This is a genomic window from Actinomadura pelletieri DSM 43383 (assembly GCF_003634705.1).
Taxonomy (GTDB): Bacteria; Actinomycetota; Actinomycetes; order Streptosporangiales; family Streptosporangiaceae; genus Spirillospora; species Spirillospora pelletieri.
Genome location: NZ_RBWU01000004.1, coordinates 532,905 through 553,973 on the forward strand (window position 1 = coordinate 532,905; position 21,069 = coordinate 553,973).

Here is a 21,069-nt window from a genome sequence, read left to right on the forward strand (position 1 = left end):
TTATGGCGGACCCCGTGCCGTGCGCCCGCGACCAAGCGTGACCTTACTGTGTAAAGGCGGCGGGTCGAGAGGACCTACTGCTACCGTCGGCGCGGCGACCGATCAACGGAGGGGAGCGAACCGATGGCGAACGTGGACGAGTACCGGGCGACGTTCGAGCTGGTGGACGTGGACGGCGACGGGTACATCTCGACGGCCGAGCTGCGGAACCTGATGAGCAGGCTCGGACAGGACATCACCGCCACCCGCGCCGTGGAGGTGGTCGTGGCCGCCGACGCCAACGGGGACGGGAAGATCTCCCTGGAGGAGTTCGCCGCGTTGATGGAGCGGACCGCCGGCCGTTGAGGCCGTCCCCGTCGCCGTCCCCGTGGCTTCTTCGTGGCTTCGTGGTGGCTTCTTCGTGGCGTGGTCAGGTCCGGCGTCGCCGGAGCTTGAGAAGGTTGTCGTTGCGGGTGACGGTGCTTCCGTCGTGGGTGGTCTGGACGTGTTCGTGCTCGCCGCTGTGCAGGACGTCCCAGGCGCCGTCCGGCAGCCGTAGGTCGGCCAGCACCTCGTCGGGGGTGGGCAGGGGGGTGTTCGCGTGCGGGTCCCAGGGCGGGAGGCCGGCGTGTCCGGCGATGAGCAGGACGCCGCCGGGCGCGACGGCGTCGGCGGCGGCGCGCAGGATGGCGTCGCGGGGCATGCCCTCCTCGGGGGCGTGTAGGAACGCGGCGCTGACCAGGTCGTAGGTGCCTTCGGGGAAGGACACGGTGAGGTCGTGCCACTGGAAGTCGACGTGGTCGGCGACGCCGGCGGTGGCGGCGTGGCGGGCGGCGCGCTCGAGGGCGACGCGTGAGACGTCGACGGCGGTGACGCGCCAGCCCTGCCGCGCGAGCCAGACCGCGTCGGCGCCCTCGCCGCAGCCGAGGTCCAGGGCGGTGCCGGGTTCCAGTCCGGTGACCTCCCGGACGAGGACGGCGTTGGGTTCGCCGCTCCACAGGTGTTCGTGGTCGCCGTAGCGAGTGTCCCAGTACTGCTGGTCGGTGGTGGTGTCGTCCATGCCCTCGATGGTGGCTCCGCGTCGGCGCGGCCGCCGAATCCCGTTGCCGTTTCCGCAATCCGGACTCGGCCCTCCGCCCGTCTGGTTCCCGGGCGGAGGCGGGCGGTCGGTCAGGTCGTCCAGTCGCGCCGGCGGGCCTCGGCGAGGGCGATGGCGGCGGCGACGGCGACGTTGAGGGAGCCGACACGTCCGATCTGGGGGATGTAGGCGACGGCGTCGGCGGCGGCGAGCAGGGCGGGGGAGCAGCCGTGGTCCTCACCGCCGACGGCGAGGCAGACGTCGCCGTCCAGGGGCGCCTCGTGGAGGGGGACGGCGTCGGTGGTGAGTTCGACGGCGACGAGGCGCAGGCCTTCCTTGCGGACGGCCGCGGCGGCGTCGGCGGCCGTGCCGGCGTGTTCCCAGGGGAGGAGGCGGGTCGTGCCGAGGGCGGTCTTGTCGACGGCCTTGTGGGTGGGGAGTGTGGCGTTTCCGGCGAGCCAGAGGTGTTCGACGCCGAACGCGGCGGCGCTGCGGATGATGGAGCCGACGTTGAACGGTTGGGTGACCGATTCGACCAGCAGGTGGAGGCGGGCGTCGGTGCGGCGCCGCCAGTCGCGGTTGAGGCGTTTGACGTCGGTGCCGCGCAGTTGCCGGCGTCCCTGCGCGGGCGGCTGCGGGCGGTTCGGGTCGCTCATCGGGCTTCACCCTCGACGCCGTTCTCGGCGCGCGGCGCGACGCGCAGGACGCGGTAGGCGGATCGGGACGCGATCCGTTCGGTGGGGTGGCCCTGGGCGTTCAGCCAGCGTTGCAGGGAGTCGGAGCCGAGGTGCTTCTGGACGACGAGGTGGGCGAGGCCCGTGGGGGTGAGGCGGGCGAGCCAGGTGAGCAGGAGCTCGTGGAGGGCGTTCTTGCCGATGCGGATCGGCGGGTTGGACCAGATCGCGGCGAACCGCAGGGCAGGGTCGAAGTCGTCGATCAAGCTGAACCTTACATTGTCAAGGCCGGCGGCGTGAGCATTACTTTCAGCGAGTTCCAAGGCCCTCTGATTGACATCTACACCCCAAATTCGCGCCTGAGGGGAACGCTTTCCCAGGGTGAGGGCGATGGGGCCGTATCCGCAGCCGAGGTCGAGGAGGTCGCCGTGCTCGGGTGGCGCGGGGACGGTTTCCAGCAGGACGCGGGTGCCGGGGTCGATGCGGTCGGGGGAGAACACGCCGCTGTCGGTGTCGAGCCGCAGGTGCAGGTCGGGCAGGACGAGGTCGACGGTGCGGCGGTTGGAGGCCGCGTTCGGCCGGGCGGCGAAGTAGTGTTCCCCCACGCCGGCCGACCGTATCAGCGTTCGACGGGTCGCGGGGCCGTCAGGGTAGGCGGGAGAACCAGGCCAGGGAGGCGCCGCCGGCGGCGAGCGCGAACAGCAGGGCGAGGCCGGTGTAGCGGGCGGCGACGTCGCGGTGTTCGGTCCTGAAGCCGAGGCTGGTGCCGATGTTGCCGTAGACGTCGCGGAGCTCGTCGGAGTCGGCGGCCTCGTAGGCCTTGCCCTCGGTGCTTTCGGCGAGGGTGCGCAGGGTCTCCTTGTTGACCGAGACGCTGGTGGTCTCGCCTTCGATGTCGACGGTGCCGTAGGGGGTGCCGAACGCGATGGTGGAGACCGGGACGTGGGCGGCGCGGCTGGCGTCGATGGCCTCCTGGACGGAGCGTCCGGTGGTGTTGTCGCCGTCGGACAGCAGGACGATGTGGGCGGGTGGCGGGTCCTGGGAGGCTTCGGCGTCGAAGGATCGGACGGCTTGGAGGCCGGTGAAGACGGCTTCGCCGATGGCGGTGCGTTTGGCCATGACGAGTTGGTCGATGGAGGCGATGGCGGTGGCGCGGTCGGTGGTGGGGGCGGCGATGAGGTTGGCGCTGCCGGCGAAGGCGACGACGCCGACGTTGAAGCGTGGGGGGAGGTCGTCGATGAACTTCTTGGCGGCGGCCTTGGCGGCGTCGAAGCGGCTGGGTGGGACGTCTCTGGCCATCATGGACAGGGAGACGTCGATGGCGACGAGGATGGTGGCGCGGTCGCGGGGGACCTTGACGGAGTCGGCGGGTCTGGCGAAGCCGATCATCATGAGGGTGATCATGATGAGGAAGAGGGCGGCGGCGAGGTGGCGGCGCCAGCCGGGTCGGCGGGGGGCGATCTGGGAGAGCAGGGCGAGGTTGGTGAAGCGGACGGCGTGTCGGCCGCGGCGTAGTTGGAGCAGGACGTAGAGGGCGGCCAGGAGGGGCAGTACGCCGAGGAGCCAGAGGCGTTCGGGTGACAGGAAGGTCATGGGCGCACTCCCGCGGTGGTGGCGTGCCGGCCTGCGGCGCGGCGTTGGCGGAGGGCGAAGCGGGCGATGTCGGCGATCCAGTCGCGGTCGGTGCGCAGGGTGAGGTGGTGGGCGCCGGTGCGGCGGAGGGCGGTGCGGATGTGGTCGCGTTGGGCGGCGGCGGCCGCGGCGTACTGTTCGCGGACGCGGCGGTTGAGGACGATCTCGTGGACGGTTCCGGTTTCGGGGTCGGTCATCTCGACGAGTCCGACGTCGGGGAGGTCGAGTTCGCGGGGGTCGACGATTTCGATGGCGAGGACCTGGTGGCGGGCGGTGAGGCGGCGGAGGGGGCGTTCCCAGTCGGGTCGGGCGGGGTGGGGGTTGTGGTCGTGGTCGGTGGGGAGGGTGGTGGGGCCGGTGCCGTCGGGGGCGAGGAAGTCGGAGATGACGACGCGGAGGCCGCGTCGGGTCTGGCCGCGGTCGAGGGAGCCGATGGCGGAGGCGAGGTCGGGGGGTGGGCCGGGTCGGCGGGTGGGGGTGCGGGGGGTGCCGTCGTCGGCGGACTGGGAGTCGAGGGCGGCGTGGAGGAGGGCGTAGAGGGCGGCTTTGCCGGTGCGGGCGGGCCGGCGACGCATGCCGTCGGTGTGCATGAGGTAGGCGCCGGCGCGGTCGCCGAGGCGGACGGTGAGGAATCCGACGGCGGCGAGGGCGGCGACGGCGAGGTCGCGTTTGGTCATGGTGGTGGTGCCGAAGTCCATGCTGGGGGTGAGATCGACCAGGGCCCAGGCTTCGAGTTCGTGGTCGGCGATGAGGTCGCGGACGTGGGGGGTGGTGGTGCGGGCGGTGACGGCCCAGTCCATGTGGCGGACGTCGTCCTCGCCGGGTTGGTAGAGGCGGGCTTCGGCGAGTTCGGTGCCGGGGCCGGGGAGGAGGCCGAGGTGTTCGCCGCCGAGGAGGCCGTCGAGGCGGCGGGTGACCTGGAGTTCGAGGCGGCGGAGGGTGCGTTCGGGGGCGAGGTGGGCGAGTTTGCCGCCGTGGCGTCCGGTGTCGTGGCGTCCGGTGCCGTGGCGTCGGGTGGTGCGGTGCGGGGTGGGTGGGGTGGTCATGCGGTGGTCACCGCCGCCGTTCCGTGGTTCCACACGACGCGGGGTGGGGGGACGGCGGCGAGGATCTGGTTGGTGACGTCGGTGGCGTCGATGCCGTCGGCGAGGGCGTCGAAGGTGAGGACGAGGCGGTGGGCGATGACGTCGCGGGCGACGGCGCGGACGTCGTCGGGGAGGACGTAGTCGCGTCCGGACAGGAGGGCGAGGGCGCGGGCGGTGGCGGCGAGGCCGAGGGTGGCGCGGGGGCTGGCGCCGATCTCGATGACGCCGCGGAGGTCGGGGAGGCGGTATTGGTCGGGTTCGCGGGTGGCCATGACGAGGCGGACGATGTAGTCGGCGATGAGTTCGTGGACGGCGACTTCTTCGGCGGCGCGTTGGAGTCCGGCGAGGCGGTGGGTGTCGAGGATCTGGGTGGCTTCGGGTGGGTCGACGCTCATGCGTTGGAGGATTTGGAGTTCTTCGTGGGCGGCGGGGTGGTGGACGTCGATTTTCATGAGGAAGCGGTCGCGTTGGGCTTCGGGGAGGGGGTAGACGCCTTCGGATTCGATGGGGTTCTGGGTGGCGAGGACGATGAAGGGGGTGGGGAGGGGGTAGGTGTTGCCGCCGAGGGAGACCTGGCGTTCGGCCATGACTTCCAGGAGTGCGGATTGGACTTTGGCGGGGGCGCGGTTGATTTCGTCGGCGAGGACGAAGTTGACGAAGACGGGGCCGAGTTCGACGTCGAACTGTTCGGTGGAGGGGTGGTAGATGCGGGTGCCGACGATGTCGGAGGGGACGAGGTCGGGGGTGAACTGGAGGCGGGCGAAGGTGCCGCCGACGACGTGGGCGAGGGTGTCGACGGCGAGGGTCTTGGCGACGCCGGGGACGCCTTCGACGAGGCAGTGACCGCGGGCGAGAAGTGCGACGATCATGCGTTCGACCATGTGGTCCTGGCCGACGATGACTTTTTTGACCTCGGCGAGTGTGGTTTGCAGGAGGGCCGCGGCTTCGTCGACGTCGGTGGCGGCGATGGTCATATGGGGTGCTTTCATTGTCGTCCCTTGGGTGCCGGGCTCGGGCGCCTTTTGACCCTACGCGATCGCTTGTACCCGTTCGCTGGGGATACGTGCGTGGTGGTGGTGATCGGTTCGGGGTGGCCGGGGGACGTGGGGGTTGGTGGGGTTTGGTGTGGGCGGGTGGTGGGTTGATGGGTGGGGTGGGGGGTGGTTGTTAGGGTTGCGGCCATGTCGAGGCCGTTGCCCCCGGGTGATCCTGATCGGTTGGGGCCGTTTCGTTTGTCGGCGCGGTTGTCGGAGTCCGCGGCGGGGATCGTGTTCCTGGGGGTGGATGAGGAGGGGCGTCGGGCGAGTGTGGCGGTGTTGAACCGTGGTGCGGCGGAGGACGCGGCGGCGCGGGATCGTTTTCGTGCGGCGATCAATGCGGCGGTGGCGGGTCCTGGTGGGCGTTTGGGTGGGGGTTCGGGTGGTGTGGCGCCGGTGGTGGCGGCGCAGCCGGAGGGGCCGGCGCCGTGGGTGGCGACGGTGTATGAGGCGGATCGGGTGGGGGCGGAGCGGTTTTTGGAGCCGGTGGCGTTTCAGGGGCAGGGGAGTGCGGGGTGGGGTGGGCGGTGGTTGGGTCGTCGGCGTGGGCCGCAGTTCCAGCCGTACTGGTCGGGGTCGGTGGAGCCGGCGTTGGAGCGTTCGGTTCCGCCGTCGGAGTCGGTGGTGGGGCCGGTGGAGGTCGCGCCGCGGCGGAGTGCGGTGGGGGTGGTGTTGTCGTTGGTGGCGTTGTTGGTGGTGGTGGCGTTGTTGATGGGGGTGTTGTTCGCGTGTCAGCCCGATGTGAAGATGCCGCCGCCTCCGCCGCCGGAGCCGACGCCGTCGTTTCCGTCTCCGTCGCGGTCTCCGGGGTCGCCGAGTCCGTTGCCGTCTCCGTCGCGGCCGCCGTCGACGCCGCCGCCGAGCGTTCCGCCGGGTGATGGCGGGCCGTTGTGACGGTGGTGTGAGGGCTGGTCGAGCCGCCGGTTGAGGGGCGTTGGAAAGGGTTTGCGGGGGTGGTGGTGAGGTGGCCAGCATGGGGTGATGCTGGAGACTTTGGTTGCTTTTGTGGGTGCAACGGTGTTGATCGCGATGGCGCCGGGGCCGAGCACGGTTGTGATCATGCGGGAGTCGATGCGGTCGGGGCGGCGTGCGGGGGCTGCGGTGGTGCTGGGGAACGAGACCGGGGTTCTGTTGTGGGGTGTGGCGGCGGCGGTGGGGTTGTCGGCGTTGCTGGCGGCGTCGCGGGTGGCGTATGACGGTTTGCGGGTGGTGGGGGCGGTGGTGCTGGTGTGGTTCGGGGTGCGGGCGTTGTGGCGTGCGCGCCGCGATGACGCCGGAGAGGTGCGCGCCGGAAGCGAGGGCGTGGACGGCGAGGGCCCGGGCGCGGACGGGGGCGCGGACGGGGGCGCGGACGGGGGCGCGGACGGGGGCGCGGACGGGGGCGCGGACGGGGGCGGGAGTGGTGGGTGGTCGTGGTGGCGGTGTTACCGGTTGGGGTTGGTGACGAATGTCGCCAATCCGAAGGCGGGGGTGTTCGCGGTGTCGTTCCTGCCGCAGTTCGTGCCGGAGGGGTGGTCGGTTCCTGTGGTATTGGTGGGGTTGTCGGTGCTGTGGGCGTTGATCGATCTGGTCTGGTACGCGGTGGTGGTGTGGCTGGTGGGTGCGGCTCGGCGGCTGTTGGGGCGGGCGGGGGTGCGGCGGCGGTTGGATCAGGTGTCGGGTGCGGTCCTGGTGGGGCTGGGCGTGCGGCTGGCGGCGGAGACGCGCTAGGGGGACCGGTCCAGGTCGCGTGGGGCGGCACGTGGAAAGGCACGTGCCGGGGCCCGTCGCTTTGGCACATTTTCATGATCGATCTTTGGGTGGGTGAGCCTTAGCCTGGGGCGGTGAACGCACTGGATGGCCTTGCAGACCGGTATGTGGACGAGTTCGCCGCGGTGGACCCGTGTCTGGCGGCGATCATGGGGATCGCCGGTCAGGACGGGCGGTTGACCGACTATGGGCCCGAGGGGTCGGCGGCGCGGGTGGAGTTGGCGCGGCGGACGTTGGGGGAGTTGGCGCGGACGCCGGTGGAGGGTGATGCGGGGCGGGTCGCGGCCGCGGTGTTGCGGGAGCGGCTTGAGGTGGAGGTGGCGTTGGCGGAGTCGGGGGTGTTGGAGGGGTTCCTGGACACCACGGATGGTCCGGTGCAGCGGCTTCGGACGGCGGTGGAGTTGTTGGATCAGGGGCCGGCGACGGATTGGGAGTCGGTTCGGGCGCGGGTGGCGGCGTTGCCGGGGGCGTTGGGCGGGTTGCGGATGTCGTTGCAGCGGGCGTGTCAGCGGGGGCGGGTGGCGGCGCGGCGGCAGGTGGTGCGGAACGCTCGTGAATGCCTGGACACCCCGGAGTATCTGGTGGGGTTGGCGGCCAGGTACGGGGATGGACCGTTGCGGGACGGGTTGGACGCGGCGGTGCGGTCGGCGTCGGTGGCGTTGGGGGAGTTCGCGGCGTTCCTGACCGGTGAGTTGGCGGGGCGTGCGCCGGAGCGTGACGCGTTGGGCGCGGACCGGTACGCGTTGGGGGTGCGGGATTTTCTGGGGACGGAGCTTGATCTGCGGGAGACGTACGCGTGGGGGTGGGAGGAGCTGGCGCGGGTCAAGGCGGAGATGGCGGAGGCGGCCGGGCAGGTGATGCCGGGTGAGCCGCTGCCGGTGGTGGTGGCGGCGTTGGACGCCGACCCGGCGCATCGGATCAAGGGCGCGGACGCGTTCCGCGGGTGGCTTCAGGAGTTGGCGGACCGGGCGATCGCGGATCTGGACGGGGTGCATTTCGATATTCCGAAGCCGTTGCGGCGGATCGACTGCCGGATCCCGCCGGTGGAGTCGGGGATCTACTATCTGGCGCCGGCGGAGGACCTGTCGCGTCCGGGGACGGTGTGGTGGACGGTGGACGACCCGTTCGGGGAGATCGTGACGTGGAGTGTTCCGTCGACGATGTTCCACGAGGGGGCGCCGGGGCATCATCTGCAGTTGGGTGTGACGGCGTTGAATCCGGTGTTGAACCGGTACCAGCGGGTGGCGAGTGAGCTGCATCCGGGGCACTGCGAGGGGTGGGGCCTGTACGCGGAGCGGTTGATGGACGAGTTGGGGCATTACCGGGATCCGGCGCACCGGTTGGGGATGCTGGCGGGTGGGCAGCAGTTCCGCGCCGCCCGGGTGATCCTGGACATCGGGATGCATCTGGAGTTGGAGATCCCGGCGGGGGCGGGTTTCCATGAGGGGGAGCGGTGGACGCCGGAGTTGGGGTTTGAGTTCCTGCGTGCGCATCGTCCCGGGTCGGACGCGGAGGCGGCGTTCGAGATCGACCGGTATCTGGGGCGTCCGGCGCAGGCGATCGCCTACAAGCTGGGGGAGAAGATCTGGTTGGAGGCGCGGGAGGCGGCCCGGCGCCGGGACGGGGCGGCGTTCGATCTGAAGGGGTTCCATCGCCGGGCCCTGGATCTGGGACCGATGGGGTTGGACGCGTTGCGCGCCGAACTCGCCCGCGCCTGCCCCGGGGGCGTCCGCGCCGGTCGTGGGAGCCTGTCGGAGCGGGAGCCTGTCAGAGGGGTTCAGAGGGGTGTGGTGGGGCCGAGGCGGGTCCGTGCGGGCGGCGGGGTGGACGCCGGGGTGGGGGACGGTGCCGCGGCGGGGCCGTGCGGCGGGGCGGGCATGTCGTAGACGCCGGTCTCGCGGAGCCAGCGGCGCGCGTCGCGCCACTGCCGTCGCCCGGCCTGTTCCCCGCTCTCCGGTGCGCTCCTGTGCCCGGTTTCCCGGGCGGTCGTCGGCGGTCGGCCGGTCGCCGCCGGTGGGGTGGTGGCCGGTTCGTCGGCGGCGCGGCCGACGTGGCAGGCGCGTTCGTCGCCGGGTTCGATGACCTGTTTCTCGTAGTGCGGGGGCCAGCGCAGGAGCATCCGTCGGCCGCAGGTGGGGCACGCCCATTCCTCGCGCCCGGACTGTTCGGTCCGGATTTTCCGCATCTCGTGTGTTCGGTACACGACGGGTCCTCCTTGACCTCGGCGGGTTCCGGTCACCGGGGGTTGTGGTTTTGTGATTGCCCACGTCAAGGGGGTTAAACGGGAAGTCGGGCGGGCTTTACCCGGGAAAATTCGGTGGGGTGCGGCGGGCCGGTCGCCTAGGGTTGCGGTCATGTCCGTTTTCACCGAGGGCGCGGCCCGGACGGCCGTCCTCGTGGCCGCGTATGCGCGGCTGCGTGAGGGTCGTCCCGTCCTGGGCCGCCCGGTGCGCTTCGGCGCCTGACCTTCCGACCTTCCGGCGGGTTCCGCGGTCGTCGTGACCGTCCGCCGAGCCGAGTCGCCGGGCTCGCGTGTCGGGCCCGTGGGCGACGCCGCCGTGGTGCGGCGTCGCCGGTTTCACGGTGCCGGTTTCACGGGTGCTTCCCGTGCGGTGTGTTCGCGCGTGGGGTGTCCGTTCTCCCTCGCGGTGTGTCCAGGGCCTCCGAGCGTCCCCCGACCGTTTCCGGACGGGCCGCCCGGTACCGGTCACGCGCGCCGCACGTGTCGACTGCACGCTCGACCGCACGTTTTCACCTGCGCGTCTGACCGGTGAGCCACGGGTGAGGTCCGTCCCGCCCGGCCGTCCACGGCCGGAAACCGAGGACACCCACCGTGAACCCACGTCCCCACACCACACGCGGCACCACACGCGGCGCAGGAACGTCGCGCGGCTCCCGGAACGGCACCGCGCGGGGTCGCGCGCGCCGTGAGCTGTCGCAGAACCTCCTCGCCGACCCCCAGATGATCGCTCGTTACGCCCGTGCCGTCGGTGACGGGCCGGGCGGCCTGGTCGTGGAGGCCGGTGCCGGTGACGGCCGGATCACCGCCGCGCTGGCGTCCAGGTTCGGGCACGTCATCGCCTACGAGATCGACCCGGTGCTGGCGCGGCGGCTGGCCGAGCGGTGCCGTGGCCTGCCGAACGTCCGTCCCGTGACCGGTGACTTCCTGCGCGCCCGGCCCCCGCGCGGCCCGTTCCACCTGGCGGGCAACATCCCGTACGGGGCCACGTCCCGGATCGTGGCGTGGGCGTTGGAGGCGCCGGACCTGGTGTCGGCGACGCTGGTCACGCAGGTGGAGTACGCCCGTAAACGCGCCGGGGACTACGGGCGGTGGAGCCTGCTGACGGTGCGGACGTGGCCGGAGTTCTCCTGGCGGCTCGGCATGCGCGTTCCCCGGGACCGGTTCCGTCCCGTCCCGCGGGTGGACTCGGCGGTGCTGCGGCTGGACCGCCGGGACCGGCCGCTGCTGCCGGCGGCGGCGATGGGCGCCTACGTCCGGTGCGTGGAGGTGGGGTTCACCGGCGTGGGCGGCACCCTGCACGCGTCGCTGCGGCGGGTGTATCCGCGGGCGCGGGTGGACGCGGCGTTCGCCGTGGCGGGGGTGCCGCGCGGCGCGGTCGTCGCGCACGTCCACCCCGACCGGTGGGTCGCCCTGGCACGCGTCCTGCACGGGCCCACCCGATGAGCGGGTGAACGGGGCGGCGGAACAGGTGTCAGAACGGGTAGGTGGGGATCTTGTCGCGGACCGTGACCCATTGGGTCTCGGTGAACGCCTCGATGTTGGCCTCGGCGCCGCCGAACCGGGCCCCGTTCCCGGACGCGGCGACGCCGCCGAACGGGACGATGGGTTCGTCGCTGACGGTCTGGTCGTTGATGTGGACCATTCCGGTCGGGACCGCGTCGGCGATCCGCATCGCCTGGCCGACGTCGCCGAGGATGCCGAGGGACAGGCCGTACTCGCTGGCCGAGGCCAGCGCGATCGCCTCCTCGGTCGTGGTGAACGGCACGACCGGCGCGACCGGCCCGAACACCTCCTGGGCGTAGGCGGGCATGCCGGGGGTGACCTCGGCCAGGACGGTCGGGCGGTAGAACAGGTCCTCGTGGGTGCCGCCGGCCGCGAGGCGCGCGCCGGCGGCGACGGTGCGGTTGACCAGGTCGTGGACGCGGGTGAGTTGGGTGTGGTCGATGAGCGGGCCGAGCGCGACGGGGGAGGTGGCGGGGTTCCCGACGGGGAGTTTGTCGGCCTTGTCGGCGAGGGCGGCGACGTACTCCTCGTGCAGGCTCGCGTGGACCAGGTGCCGTCCGGCGGTGACGCAGATCTGTCCCTGGTGCAGGTAGGAGCTCCAGGCGCCGGCCGACACCGCGTCGGTGACGTCCGCGCCGGGCAGGACGATCAGGGCGTTGTTGCCGCCGAGTTCCAGGTGGGCGCGTTTGAGGAGCCGGCCGCAGTGCTCGCCGATGGCGCGTCCGGTGGTGGTGGAGCCGGTGAACGACACCACCCGCACCTCGGGCGCGGTGACGACCGCCTCTCCGGTGTCGCGGCCGCCGGGCAGCAGGTGCAGCAGCCCTTCGGGCAGCCCGGCCTCCTGGAAGATCCGCGCGATGATCACCCCGCCGCTGACCGCGGTGCGCGCGTCGGGTTTGAGCAGGACCGCGTTGCCGAGCGCGAGCGCGGGCGCCACCGACCGCATCGCGAGGATGAGCGGGAAGTTGAACGGGGAGATCACGCCGACGACGCCGGCGGGGCGGCGGCGCGACAGGCTCCACCGGGGTTGGGTCGACGGCAGGACCAGGCCCTGGGGGTGGGAGGCCAGGGCCGCCGCCTCGTGGCACAGGCTCGCGGCGAAGTGCGCCTCCACGTCCCCCTTCGCGGGGAGGGATCCGGCCTCGCGGACGATCCAGTCCTGGATGTCGGCGGTGTGGGTCTCCAACAGCCGCCCGGCGCGGCGCAGCACGGACGCGCGTTCCTCGTAGGAGCGGGTGGCCCAGTCCCGTTGCGCGGACGCCGCGGCCTCGGCGGCGTGCTGCACGTCGGTGGCGTCGGCGCGGCCGAGGACGCCGAGCGTCGCGCCGGTCGCGGGCTCGGTGACGTCGTAGACGCCGCCGGTGGCGGTGGCCCAGCGGCCGTCGAAGACCTTGCCGGTCCACACGCCGGGGTCGAGCAACGCCATCGTTCCTCCTCGGTGCCGGGCACGGGCCCGCGCGTGGCCCGCGGATCCCCCGGTCCAGCCTTGCCGGGCCGGTCGGCGCGCGGGAACCATCCCGTTCCACTCAGTGGAAAGTTCGCCACCGGCGATATTGCGTTGCGGGCGGCGGTGCGGCCGGGGCACCCTGAGGGTACTCCGGGCGGTCGGGCGCGACCGTATCCGGGGATTTCGGGCCGCCCCGTCCCCGCTGTCACCCTGGGGACGGGGTCTCGCCTCCTCGTAGCTCAGCGGACAGAGCACCGGCCTCCGGAGCCGGGAGCGCAGGTTCGATCCCTGCCGGGGAGACCCCGACGTCCGACACGCCGACACGCCGACCCCCGGGCCCGGGGCCCGGGGGCGCCGGGGGCGTCAGCGGGTCAGCTGCCGGCCGCCCGCCACGGACAGCACTTCACCGTTGACGTGCCCGTTCGCGGCCGAACCGAGATAGACGACGGCGGACGCGACGTCCTCGGGGGTGCAGATGCGGCCGGTCGGTGTCTTGGCGGCCTCGCGGTCCACGGCCTCTTGCCCGAGCCAGGGGGTGGTCAACGCCCGCTCGGTCAGGGTGAAGCCCGGGCGCACGACGTTGGTGAGGACGCCGTGCCGGGCCTCCCGGGCGGCGAGGACCTTCGCCGCCGTCTCCAGCGCGGACTTGGCCGCCGGGTAGGCGACGGCGACGGGTATCGGCTGGTCGACCACGTCGGACGAGACCAGCACCAGCCGCCCCCAGCCCGCGCTCCTCATCCCGGCCAGGACCGCGTCGACCACCGTCAGGGTCCCGACCACGTTCGCGGTGAACCCGTCGGTCAGGGTGTCCCACGTCTCGGCGGCCCCCGCCGGCCAGGAGACGGCGTTGGCGACCAGGACCGCGACGTCCCCGAGTTCCCGCTCGACCCGGCGGACCGCCGCGTGGATCGTCGCCTCGTCCCGCTGGTCGATCCGGACCGTCGTCCCCGTCCCGCCCTCCCGGGTGACCTCGTCGATGAGGGCCCGGGCCCTGTCCTGTCCGCGGTGCCAGCCCGCGGCGACCACGGCGCCCTCCCGCGCGAACGCCCGCACGACCGCGCCGCCGATGGCGCCGGACGCCCCGGTCACCAGAACGACCCGCCCCTTCACACCCAGATCCACGACCCCTCCAATGGTTAGCCGACTAAATATTAGCCGACTATACATTCATATGATCGGTGCGTGGATGTCACCGAGGCGATGCGCGTCAACCGGGCGCTGAACAAGATGAGCAAGCTCTACCGCGCCGCGAAGGCCCGCGAACTCGCCGCGCTCGGCCTGCACCCCGGACAGGACGTCCTGCTGTGGATCCTCGCGCAGGAACCCGAGGGGATGACGGTCTCCGAACTGGCCGCGCGGCTCGGCATCGAACCGCCGACCGCGACCCGCAGCCTGACCCGCCTGGAGGCGGGCGGCTGGTTCCGGCGCGAGAGCGTCCCCACCGACCGCCGCCGCGTCCGCATCGTGGTCACCGACGCCGGACACCGACTCGTCCCCGCCATCGAACAGGCCTGGGCCCGCCTCGCCGACCAGACCCTCGGCCCCGCCACCGCCCACGAGCGCGAGACCACCCTCACCGCCCTCGAACACGCCAACGACCGCCTCCGCGGCCTCGTCGGAGAAGCCCCCCTCACCGAGGAATGACACCGCCCCGCCCACGGCGTCGGCGGCGTCGGTGCCGCGCGGGCCGCCCACCATCCCCTTCCGCAGGGCTCGGCGCGGACGAACTCACCGACCACGGACGCCGCTCCCTGAAGACCATGACGCCCGGCGGACTCCTGGCGGACTCCTGATCGACGGGCTCCAGATAGCCGTCCGAAACGTGGTGCCCCTCAACGAAGCGTCCCGGGCGCACACGATCAGCGAAACGGGACGCGCCCCAGGCGAGATCGTGCTCAGCGTCACCCGCCGACACCGACACCGATCACGCCCCCCATGGCGTCGGGGCCGGAGGACGCCCGGGAGCGGGACGCCGTAGGATCACACGGCGACCCGGATGTGCGGCACCGAGCGGAGAGAGCCACGGCCCGACCCATGTCACGGACATCCCCCCACAGAACACCCCACGGACGCCACGGCGCGAGCGGACCCACCCTCAGACCGGCGCTGCTGTGCGCCGCCGCGCTGGTCCTGGCGACGGGGACGGCCTGCACCGCGGCACAACAGCGCGAGGGCCGCCCGCCGCCGCCCGCCGAGTCCTCCGGCTGGACCGCCACCGTCTACTACACGGCCGTGGAGTCGTTCCACCACGGCCCCCGCCGCCCGGTGCGGGGATGCCCCCGCCTGGACTGCCACCGCGGACGCGACCACCTCGGCTCCTACCCGTCCGACTTCGTCCAGGCCGTCCACGACGAGGGCACCGGACGCATCACCAGCGGACCCCACCGCGGCCGCTACCTCAACTGGTCCTACGACGTCGGGTACTGGCTGGACAGCGCGCCCCGCGACACCGCGGGCCGCGCCCTGCGCCCCTGGCGGTCGGCCGCCGCCGACCCCTCGGTCCTGCCGCCCGGCCACCGGTTCACCATCACCCGCTGCGGCCACGACGACGACGGCGGCGCCATCGACGACGCCCTCTGCGCCCGGTTCCGCACCACCCGCTGGACCATCGTGGACGAGTTCACCCCCGGCCTCGGCGGCACCCGCCACATCGACCTCTACATCGGGGAGGAGACCGGCCCCGGGTTCACCGACACCGCCCTCTACACCACCCTCCACGACGCGTCCCTACGCCCCGGCTGAGGGTGGTCGGCCAGTAGCCCGGCGAACCGCGCTTCACCGGGCGACGAAACGCTCGGATCCTGACTCGCCCGATCCTGCGTGAGCGGTGCAGGGTCCGAGTCAGACCGTCGCGACGGCCGACCACAAGGCTTACAGTCGGACCGCCGCGACGGCCCGACCTTCTCGCAACTGTGGTCACCACACCGTGACCGGCCCGGCCCGTCCGTCAGGCCGTACCCGTCAGGCCGTGGCGCATGAGCGCCAGCAGGGCGCGGGCGTGGTCGGGGCCGTGACCGGCGACCGCCGCGGCCCCCGCCAACGCCAACAGGTCGTCGACGCCCACCTCGGCCCGCACGCCGCCCTCGCCCCGGGCCCGCTCCAGCAGCCGTCCCGCGGTCGCGCGCATCGCCTCGTGCCAGCCGCCGAACAGCGCGCTCCGCCGGCCCGCCGCGCCCGCGGTGCCCGCCAACGCCAGGTCCCGTTTGGTCGCGACGTGCGCGACGAAATCGTCCAGCCAGCCGAACAACGCCTCCACCGGCGCCGGGTCGTCGAGCAGGGCCGCGCCGCGCCCGCACAACGTGTCCACCTCGTCGGCGTACACCGCGACCAGCAGGTCACCGCGTGTGGGGAAATGCCGGTAGAGGGTCGCGTTGCCGACCCCCGCGCGCCGCGCGACCTCGTCCAGCGCGACCTCGGGGCCGTGCTCGTCGAACAGCTCTCTGGCCGCGGCGACCAACAACCCCGCGTTGCGGGCGGCGTCGGCCCTGCGCGCCATCACCCGACCCCCTCGGCAAACGAAACGGGGAACTCCCCGTTTCGATGCGGCGAGGAGGTTTCGCGTGGACGTGACGCTTGAGGACCGGGTCGCCATCACCGAGGTGCTCTCCCTGCACGGGCACCTGTGCGACGCCGGGGAACTCGACCGGCTGGAGGAGGTGTTCACCCCCGACGTCGTCTACGACCTGTCGGGCCTGGGACGGCCGTCGCTGCACGGCGTCGCGGCCTGCGCGCGGGCGGCGCGGGAGCTGGGCGACGACAACCCGGTCGGGCACCACGTCACCAACGTGGTGCTCACGGCGCTCGGCGACGGACTGGTCGGCGCCCGCTCCAAGGGCATCGGCGTCGCCGCCGACGGCACCTGCGCGAGCGTCACCTACCAGGACACGCTCGTGCGCGGCCCCGACGGCGGCTGGCGGATCCGCCACCGCGCGGTCGTGCCCCACCGGGCGCCGCTCGGCCGCCGACCCGACTGACGCTGGCAGGGCTGGCAGGGCCCGCAGGGGAGAGCGGCCCGGGAAACGGTCAGGGAGGTGGGAGGGTCGCGGCGATGCAGTCCAGGACGCGGTCCAGCCCGTAGCGGAAATGCTCGTCGGGGGTCATGTGCGGCAGGCGCGCCTCCCGGATGAGGCGTTCGAACATCGGGTACCTGCCGGACGCCAGCAGTTCGCGGACGTAGGGGCCGTGGAGCGCCATCCGGCGTTCGGGTGTCAGGCCGCTGTGCTCGGTCTCGCGGATCGTGTCCAGTTCGCCGCGCACCGCCCGTTCGACATAGCCGTTCAGCATCTCCAGCAGCGCGAACATGGCGTCGATGGGGATGCCGACGTCCAGGGCGCCGAACGCGAACTCCGACAGCCGCAGCCGGTTGGGGCCGAGCGCGGGGCCCGGCCGGTGCAGGACCGCCAGCCAGGGGTGGCGGTGCCACAGCGCGCGGGTCCGGTCGGCGATCAGGGTGAGGTCGGCGCGCCAGTCGCCCGAGGGGCGGTCGGGGACCTCCATCTCGGCCAGGACGTGGTCGGCCATCAGGTCGAGCAGGTCGCCGCGGGAGGGGACGTACCGGTACAGCGACATCGCGCCGGTGCCGAGTTCGGCGGCGATGCGGCGCATGGACGCGGCGTCCAGGCCGTCGGCGTCGGCGACGCGGATCGCCGCCTCGGTGATCCGCGCGCGGCTGTAGGCGGGCCGTGGGCCGCGGCCCTGCCGTTCGGGGACCGACCAGATGCTGACATGGTCGCCGGTCAACGGGCCTCCTCCTCGTCGCTGCGAGCAGTCTAGTTGCGTACGACGTACCCAGTTGTTTACCCTGGCGGCACACTTGTTGCGTACACCGTACTCAGAGGGGGTTATCCGTGACCGACGAACCGGCCGTGGTCGCCGAGGCGCTCCGCAAACGCCACGGCCCCACCCAGGCCCTCGACGGGCTCGACCTCACCGTCCCCGCCGGAACGGTCTGCGGCGTCCTCGGCCCCAACGGCGCCGGAAAGACCACCGCCGTCCGGATCCTGGCCACCCTCGCCGACGCCGACTCCGGCCGCGCCCGCGTCGCCGGCTTCGACGTCGCCCGCCGTCCCGACCAGGTCCGGGCCCGGATCGGCCTGGCCGGACAGCATGCCGCCGTCGACGAGAGACTCACCGGCCGCGACAACCTGCGAATGTTCGCCCGCCTGCACCACCTGTCCCGCCCCGCCGCCCGCCGCCGCGCCGACGAACTGCTGGAACGCCTCGACCTCACCGGCGCCGCCGACCGGCGCGTCGCCGGCTACTCCGGCGGAATGCGCCGCCGCCTCGACCTGGCCGCCAGCCTCATCCTGCGGCCCCAGGTGCTGTTCCTGGACGAACCCACCACCGGCCTGGACCCCCGCGGCCGCGGCGAGATCTGGGACGCCGTCCGCGACCTGGCCGCCGACGGCACCACCGTCGTCCTCACCACCCAGTACCTGGACGAGGCCGACCACCTCGCCGACGACATCGCCGTCGTCGACCACGGCCGCGTCATCGCCACCGGCCCGCCCGCCCGGCTCAAGGACTCCATCGGCGATCGCCTCGACATCGTCCTGGACGACCTTGCCACCGCCGGCGCCGCCGCCGCCGTCCTGCACACTTTCACCGGAACCCACCCGGCCCTGGACGGCGACCGCCTCACCGTCCCGCTCACCGCCGGGACCGTCCGGCTCGCCGACGTCGTCCGCGAACTCGACGCCGCCGACGTCACCGCCGCCGACGTCGCACTGCGCCGCCCCACCCTCGACGAGGTGTTCCTCCGCCTCACCGGCGCCCCCGACCCCACCGCCCCGCGTCCCGCCCCGGCGAACGGCCCCACCCGATGACCGCCCCGGCCCCCGCGCTCGCGCCCGCCGGTCGCGGCCCGTCCCGGGCCGCGCGGGTGCGGTGGGCGCTCACCGACGGCCTCACCCTCGTCGAACGCGAACTCGGCCGCCTGCGCCGCGAACCCGGCGAACTCCTCACCGCGCTGATCTTCCCCGCGATCCTGGTGGTGCTGTTCGGATACGTGTTCGGCAGCGCCATCGCCGTGCCGGGCGGCGGGAACTACCGCGAATACCTGATGCCCGGCCTGTTCGCGATGGTCACCTTCACCTCCACCATGGCCGTCACCCTGCGCGTGGCCACCGACGCCTCCCGCGGCGTCATGGACCGGTTCCGCGCCATGCCCATGGCCCGCTCCGCCGTCCCGTTCGGGCAGACCGGAGCCGAGGCCCTCAACGGCGTCCTCGGCCTGGCCATCATGGCCGCCACCGGACTCCTCGTCGGATGGCGCGCCCACGGCGGGATCGTGCCCACCGCCCAGGCGTTCCTGCTGCTGCTCCTGACGCGGTACGCGCTGAGCTGGGTCGGCTGCCACATCGGCCTGATGGTGAAGAACGAGCGGACCGCCGACCAACTCGTCCCGCTGGTGTTCCCGATCACCATGCTGTCCAACGCGTTCGTCCCGACCGACGGGATGCCCACCGTGCTGCGGGTCATCGCCGAATGGAACCCCGTCAGCGCCCTCACCGCCGCCTGCCGCGACCTGTTCGACAACCCCGGCGCACCCGCGACCGGACCCGCCGCCGGGCCCGGCGCCGAGACGGCGTGGCCGTTGGCGCACCCCGTCGCCGCCACCCTCGGCTGGACGGCGCTCCTCCTGGTGATCTTCGTGCCGTTGTCGGTGCGGACCTACCGCCGCCGCGGCCGCTGACCCGACAGCCGGCCCGAGAGCCCTGATCAGGGGGCCGGTTGGGGGGTCGCGTCCGGCGACCGCCGGACGCGACCCCCTTCTCAGCCGCGTGTTACGGGCCCGGCACGCCGAACGGCGCCGGATAGGCCACCACACCGGACGGGACCGGACCCGGACCGTCCAGCACCAGCGCCATCAACGCCTCGTCCGGCACCGGAAACGCCACCGACACCCCGAGCGACGACGCCCGCACGAAACCGAACCGCGGGTAGTACTCCGGATGGCCGAGCACGACCACCAGCCGTTCCCCGCCCCTGGCCGCGCGCGCCGCCGCCACGTCCAGGACGCCACGGACCACCGCGCCGCCAGCGCCCCGGCCCTGCGCCCACGGCGACACCGCCACCGGCCCCAACGCCAGCGCGGCCCCGCCGCCGACCCGGCACCGCGTCAGCAACGCGTACCCGGCGACACCGGCGGCCCCGGGTTCGGGGTCCTTCGGTTCGGCGACCATCGACAGGCCCGGCACCCACGCCGCGTCATCGCGCAGCGCGTCCACCAGGTCCGCCTCGGCGGGAGTGGGGAACGCCGCCGCGACCACCGCGCGGACCGCGGCCCGGTCCTCGGGCGTCTCCGGCCTGACCGTCCACATCATCGGTCCCGTCACCGACCCGGTCACCGGCCCCGCCCCCGATCGCGCTCCTGGTATCGGCGTCGCTGCTCGCGCATGACGACCTTCCACCGGTTGTTGCGCTCGGCGCGCAGCCGCGCGTCGGTCCGCGCCGCCGCCCACTCGTTCTCGCGCAGCAGCTTGTGGTAGCTGTCGAGTCGGCGGCGCGGCAGCACCCCGTCCGCCACGGCCGCCAGGACCGCGCAGCCCGGCTCGGCCCGGTGCGCGCAGTCACCGAACCGGCACCCGGCCGCCAGGTCCTCGATGTCGGCGAACGTCCGCTCCAGTCCCGCGGACGCCTCCACCAGACCCACGCCCCGCAGCCCCGGCGTGTCGATCAGGACACCGCCGCCCGGCAACGGCAGCAGCTCCCGCCGCACCGTGGTGTGACGGCCCTTGCCGTCACTGTCCCGGACGGCGCCGGTCGCCAGCGCCTGCTCGCCCAGCAGCGCGTTCCCGAGCGTGGACTTGCCCGCGCCGGACGCGCCGAGCAGCACCACCGTCCCGGTCAGGACGGCGCGGACCACGTCGACGCCGTCGCCGGTCGCGGCCGAACACGCCACCACGTCCACGCCCGGCGCGACGGCGGCGACCTGTTCCAACGCCGACGCCGTGTCGTCGTCGCGGTCGGACTTGGTGAGCACGACCACCGGCCGTGCCCCGCTCTCCCACGCCAACGCCAGCAGCCGCTCCACCCGACCCAGATCCAGGCGGGTGTCCAGCGACACCGCGATCGCGACGGTGTCGACGTTGGCGGCCAGCACCTGGCCGTGAGAGTCCCGCGACGCCGACGACCGCACGATCGCGGTCCGGCGCGGCAGCAGCGCCGCCACCACGGGCCGCCCGTCCGGGCCGTCCAGGCGCAACGCCGCCCAGTCGCCCGTGCACGGCGCCGCCACCGGATCACCCGGCCCGGCGGCCGATCCCGCGACGGGCCCGGCGGAGGCCCGCAGCGGACCGGACTCGGTGACCACGTCGCACAGGCCGCGGTCGACCGCGGCCACCCGCCCGGGGACCAGCCCCGCGGCGCGGTGGGAAGTGAACTCGTTCTCCAGGGCCGTGTCCCAGCCGTATGCGGCCAGGGACGACCCCGCTGATGAGGAAGACAATGAGGGAACCTTCGTGTGAGAGGGCCCCGGCGCGGACACGCCGCAACGACGAGTCGGATCGATGCCGAATCGGTGCGTGCGGGAACGGGTCAGCCGGCGGCCCGGGAAATGAGGACGGGCTGAACGCTGCCGCGGGCAGCGGTCACCGCAGTGACGGCCATTCGTCCCCACCTCCTCACGAGTCCACAGGCGAC

23 protein-coding genes and 1 tRNA gene are annotated in these 21,069 nt (G+C 73.1%); 11 read left to right on the plus strand and 13 right to left on the minus strand.

Going from position 1 to position 21,069, the window contains the following annotated elements; translation table 11 throughout:
- Window positions 1-123 precede the first annotated feature (123 nt).
- The gene (locus tag BZB76_RS20400; RefSeq protein ID WP_121435961.1) at window positions 124-345 is read left to right on the plus strand and encodes an EF-hand domain-containing protein; all 222 of its coding nucleotides are present in this window, start codon (window positions 124-126) and stop codon (window positions 343-345) included.
- Window positions 346-409: 64 nt separating this feature from the next.
- Here BZB76_RS20400 and BZB76_RS20405 read toward each other — a convergent pair whose 3' ends face one another.
- The 6 genes from BZB76_RS20405 to BZB76_RS20430 form a co-directional block, all read right to left on the minus strand.
- Window positions 410-1,039, minus strand: coding sequence for an SAM-dependent methyltransferase (locus tag BZB76_RS20405; protein WP_121435962.1), 630 nt, complete (start codon window positions 1,037-1,039; stop codon window positions 410-412).
- A 110-nt stretch (window positions 1,040-1,149) separates the two neighbouring features.
- Window positions 1,150-1,713, minus strand: coding sequence for a TrmH family RNA methyltransferase (locus BZB76_RS20410; protein WP_121435963.1), 564 nt, complete (start codon window positions 1,711-1,713; stop codon window positions 1,150-1,152).
- A complete protein-coding gene (locus BZB76_RS20415; protein ID WP_121435964.1) occupies window positions 1,710-2,336 on the minus strand; it encodes a class I SAM-dependent methyltransferase in 627 nt (208 codons plus the stop codon). Before BZB76_RS20415 ends, BZB76_RS20410 begins: the two co-directional genes overlap by 4 nt.
- Before the next feature lie 40 nt (window positions 2,337-2,376).
- The gene (locus BZB76_RS20420; RefSeq protein WP_121435965.1) at window positions 2,377-3,324 is read right to left on the minus strand and encodes a VWA domain-containing protein; all 948 of its coding nucleotides are present in this window, start codon (window positions 3,322-3,324) and stop codon (window positions 2,377-2,379) included.
- Window positions 3,321-4,409 (minus strand): DUF58 domain-containing protein, encoded by a 1,089-nt coding sequence (locus BZB76_RS20425; protein ID WP_121435966.1) that lies wholly within the window; start codon window positions 4,407-4,409, stop codon window positions 3,321-3,323. The genes BZB76_RS20420 and BZB76_RS20425 overlap by 4 nt, the downstream gene beginning before the upstream one ends.
- Window positions 4,406-5,422: an AAA family ATPase gene (locus BZB76_RS20430; protein ID WP_121435967.1), complete on the minus strand. Its 1,017-nt coding sequence runs from the start codon at window positions 5,420-5,422 to the stop codon at window positions 4,406-4,408. The genes BZB76_RS20425 and BZB76_RS20430 overlap by 4 nt, the downstream gene beginning before the upstream one ends.
- A 791-nt stretch (window positions 5,423-6,213) precedes the next feature.
- Here BZB76_RS20430 and BZB76_RS34845 point away from each other — a divergent pair.
- From BZB76_RS34845 to BZB76_RS20445, 3 genes are all read left to right on the plus strand, one after another.
- Window positions 6,214-6,363, plus strand: a complete 150-nt coding sequence (locus BZB76_RS34845) for a hypothetical protein (protein ID WP_170180686.1) — start codon at window positions 6,214-6,216, stop codon at window positions 6,361-6,363.
- 151 nt (window positions 6,364-6,514) lie between these two features.
- Window positions 6,515-7,195 carry a LysE family translocator gene (locus BZB76_RS20440; protein ID WP_281273894.1) on the plus strand — a complete coding sequence of 227 codons (681 nt, stop codon included), beginning with the start codon at window positions 6,515-6,517 and terminating at the stop codon, window positions 7,193-7,195.
- Between the two features lie 113 nt (window positions 7,196-7,308).
- Complete coding sequence (locus BZB76_RS20445; RefSeq protein WP_121435968.1) at window positions 7,309-9,120, plus strand: DUF885 domain-containing protein; 1,812 nt, start codon at window positions 7,309-7,311, stop codon at window positions 9,118-9,120.
- Here BZB76_RS20445 and BZB76_RS34255 read toward each other — a convergent pair.
- Window positions 9,012-9,437 carry a hypothetical protein gene (locus tag BZB76_RS34255; RefSeq protein ID WP_147449479.1) on the minus strand — a complete coding sequence of 142 codons (426 nt, stop codon included), beginning with the start codon at window positions 9,435-9,437 and terminating at the stop codon, window positions 9,012-9,014. The two genes, BZB76_RS20445 and BZB76_RS34255, sit on opposite strands and share 109 nt — an antisense overlap.
- Before the next feature lie 630 nt (window positions 9,438-10,067).
- On the opposite strand from BZB76_RS34255, the gene erm reads away from it, so the two are divergent.
- A complete protein-coding gene (gene erm / locus BZB76_RS20450; protein ID WP_281273885.1) occupies window positions 10,068-10,919 on the plus strand; it encodes an ErmE/ErmH/ErmO/ErmR family 23S rRNA (adenine(2058)-N(6))-methyltransferase in 852 nt (283 codons plus the stop codon).
- 28 nt (window positions 10,920-10,947) lie between these two features.
- Here erm and BZB76_RS20455 read toward each other — a convergent pair whose 3' ends face one another.
- Window positions 10,948-12,405: a benzaldehyde dehydrogenase gene (locus BZB76_RS20455; RefSeq protein ID WP_121435969.1), complete on the minus strand. Its 1,458-nt coding sequence runs from the start codon at window positions 12,403-12,405 to the stop codon at window positions 10,948-10,950.
- A 249-nt stretch (window positions 12,406-12,654) separates the two neighbouring features.
- Here BZB76_RS20455 and BZB76_RS20460 point away from each other — a divergent pair.
- Window positions 12,655-12,726 (plus strand) — tRNA-Arg (locus tag BZB76_RS20460).
- A 63-nt stretch (window positions 12,727-12,789) separates the two neighbouring features.
- Here BZB76_RS20460 and BZB76_RS20465 read toward each other — a convergent pair.
- Window positions 12,790-13,548 carry an SDR family NAD(P)-dependent oxidoreductase gene (locus BZB76_RS20465; RefSeq protein WP_121435970.1) on the minus strand — a complete coding sequence of 253 codons (759 nt, stop codon included), beginning with the start codon at window positions 13,546-13,548 and terminating at the stop codon, window positions 12,790-12,792.
- A 60-nt stretch (window positions 13,549-13,608) separates the two neighbouring features.
- Here BZB76_RS20465 and BZB76_RS20470 point away from each other — a divergent pair, with 60 nt between their 5' ends.
- Both BZB76_RS20470 and BZB76_RS20475 read left to right on the plus strand, forming a co-directional pair.
- Window positions 13,609-14,070 (plus strand): MarR family winged helix-turn-helix transcriptional regulator, encoded by a 462-nt coding sequence (locus BZB76_RS20470; protein ID WP_121435971.1) that lies wholly within the window; start codon window positions 13,609-13,611, stop codon window positions 14,068-14,070.
- A gap of 390 nt (window positions 14,071-14,460) precedes the next feature.
- Window positions 14,461-15,168, plus strand: a complete 708-nt coding sequence (locus BZB76_RS20475) for an RlpA-like double-psi beta-barrel domain-containing protein (protein WP_121435972.1) — start codon at window positions 14,461-14,463, stop codon at window positions 15,166-15,168.
- Window positions 15,169-15,373: 205 nt separating this feature from the next.
- On the opposite strand, the gene BZB76_RS20480 is transcribed toward BZB76_RS20475, so the two are convergent.
- The gene (locus BZB76_RS20480) at window positions 15,374-15,922 is read right to left on the minus strand and encodes a TetR/AcrR family transcriptional regulator (protein ID WP_121435973.1); all 549 of its coding nucleotides are present in this window, start codon (window positions 15,920-15,922) and stop codon (window positions 15,374-15,376) included.
- 64 nt (window positions 15,923-15,986) lie between these two features.
- Between BZB76_RS20480 and BZB76_RS20485 the strand changes: the two genes are divergently transcribed.
- Complete coding sequence (locus tag BZB76_RS20485) at window positions 15,987-16,400, plus strand: nuclear transport factor 2 family protein (RefSeq protein WP_121435974.1); 414 nt, start codon at window positions 15,987-15,989, stop codon at window positions 16,398-16,400.
- Between the two features lie 49 nt (window positions 16,401-16,449).
- On the opposite strand, the gene BZB76_RS20490 is transcribed toward BZB76_RS20485, so the two are convergent.
- Window positions 16,450-17,166, minus strand: a complete 717-nt coding sequence (locus BZB76_RS20490) for a TetR/AcrR family transcriptional regulator (protein WP_121435975.1) — start codon at window positions 17,164-17,166, stop codon at window positions 16,450-16,452.
- 107 nt (window positions 17,167-17,273) lie between these two features.
- Here BZB76_RS20490 and BZB76_RS20495 point away from each other — a divergent pair, with 107 nt between their 5' ends.
- Complete coding sequence (locus BZB76_RS20495; RefSeq protein ID WP_121435976.1) at window positions 17,274-18,251, plus strand: ATP-binding cassette domain-containing protein; 978 nt, start codon at window positions 17,274-17,276, stop codon at window positions 18,249-18,251.
- Window positions 18,248-19,120, plus strand: a complete 873-nt coding sequence (locus tag BZB76_RS20500; RefSeq protein WP_121435977.1) for an ABC transporter permease — start codon at window positions 18,248-18,250, stop codon at window positions 19,118-19,120. The genes BZB76_RS20495 and BZB76_RS20500 overlap by 4 nt, the downstream gene beginning before the upstream one ends.
- 91 nt (window positions 19,121-19,211) lie before the next feature.
- On the opposite strand, the gene BZB76_RS20505 is transcribed toward BZB76_RS20500, so the two are convergent.
- Window positions 19,212-19,763 (minus strand): GNAT family N-acetyltransferase, encoded by a 552-nt coding sequence (locus BZB76_RS20505; protein ID WP_246007073.1) that lies wholly within the window; start codon window positions 19,761-19,763, stop codon window positions 19,212-19,214.
- An 8-nt stretch (window positions 19,764-19,771) separates the two neighbouring features.
- Window positions 19,772-20,875 (minus strand): ribosome small subunit-dependent GTPase A, encoded by a 1,104-nt coding sequence (gene rsgA / locus BZB76_RS20510; RefSeq protein WP_121435978.1) that lies wholly within the window; start codon window positions 20,873-20,875, stop codon window positions 19,772-19,774.
- Between the last annotated feature and the right edge of the window lie 194 nt (window positions 20,876-21,069).